This window comes from Herbiconiux daphne (assembly GCF_024979295.1).
GTDB classification, from domain to species: domain Bacteria; phylum Actinomycetota; class Actinomycetes; order Actinomycetales; family Microbacteriaceae; genus Herbiconiux; species Herbiconiux daphnes.
Window position 1 is genome coordinate 1 of record NZ_JANLCJ010000335.1, and the last position, 755, is coordinate 755.

1 protein-coding gene is annotated in these 755 nt (G+C 52.5%); it reads left to right on the top strand.

From position 1 onward, the window contains the following. Positions 1 to 490, top strand: a 490-nt coding sequence (locus tag N1032_RS25065) for a hypothetical protein (protein ID WP_259543277.1), incomplete at its 5' end; no start/stop codon positions are given. Positions 491 to 755: the final 265 nt, after the last annotated feature.

A 755-nucleotide genomic window follows, 5' to 3' on the forward strand; every position in this document is an offset into this window, starting at 1 on the left:
GCGGAAAAAACTTGTCTCTGTTACTGGCGACGGCTGGCAAAAATGCGTCGATATTTTCACGTATGAGAGAGCCAAAGACAAAGCCGCCAGAGAAGCCGCCAGAGCCGCAGCAGAGGCCGAACGGGTCAAAGGCATACAACGGCAGCATGATAACGTTTCGTCGCTTCTGGTGGCAGCACAGGCCGCAGAAACGCAATGCGCAGAGGACAAGGCCGAACTAATTCGGGAAGCACTGAGTTATTACCAATCTGAATACAGTGAGGCAACGCCACGAGCATTTTTTGCGGCAGAGCTGGAGGCTATGATAGAAAAATTCCAGGTTAAAACAGAGCTGGTGGATCGGGTTATTGAGGCGTGCCAATCCTATTTTTCATGGCAGTATGACACGGTAGAAGCAGCACAGAAGGCCGCAAGTGAAGTCTTGAGCCTACCTACAGGAACGCCGTCTTTGCCGTTCAAACTGCGACTAATGGAGCCGTTAGTGATGTAGAATGGCTGAATGCAGCAGACAAGGCAGAGCGCGACAGACTGAGACGGCGAGCCGTTGAGATGGAACGAGAGGACGCGGAGAGAGCCAGAGCCAGAGAAGCGGAACGAGACAAGAAAAACAGCTACGACTTTGCAGCGTGGAAGGCGAAGAAAATCGCCGCTGGAGAGTGGCGAGGGAAATAACTGTCAGTGCGTGAGGGTTTGCCCCCAATACCGCACAACTCCACGTCCTGAGCATGACGCAAAAAGGCTCACTAATAGTATTC